This is a genomic window from Shewanella electrica, assembly GCF_022321485.1.
Classification (GTDB): domain Bacteria; phylum Pseudomonadota; class Gammaproteobacteria; order Enterobacterales; family Shewanellaceae; genus Shewanella; species Shewanella electrica.
In genome coordinates this window covers 1-242 of the sequence record NZ_JAKOGG010000690.1, presented here as the reverse complement: position 1 = coordinate 242, position 242 = coordinate 1, and the positions used below count along the sequence as shown (strand labels likewise).

At 44.2% G+C, this 242-nt stretch carries 1 protein-coding gene; it reads right to left on the bottom strand.

Annotated features, from left to right (window positions below; translation table 11 throughout):
- The coding region (locus L9G74_RS21825; RefSeq protein ID WP_238898979.1) for a Sec7 domain-containing protein at positions 1-242 on the bottom strand (242 nt) is incomplete at both ends.

Here is a 242-nt window from a genome sequence, read left to right as displayed (position 1 = left end):
AAGGCATGCATGATTGCGACATTTTCAGGATCGCCCTCTCCAAGATATTCTCCAATCATGGCTTTGTCAAGACGATCATTCCGCAGTAAGAAGGCAGCGATATCTTCTGGAGCACTAGATCGTATGAAACCCTCTTGCAAGAGAAGCTTAATTCCCTTCTTGGGCTTAAAATTGAACTGCTGTATGGCATTCATCAGTGCTGTTTTCCTCTGCTTAATCTTCTCTATCTCGTTCGGGTCATC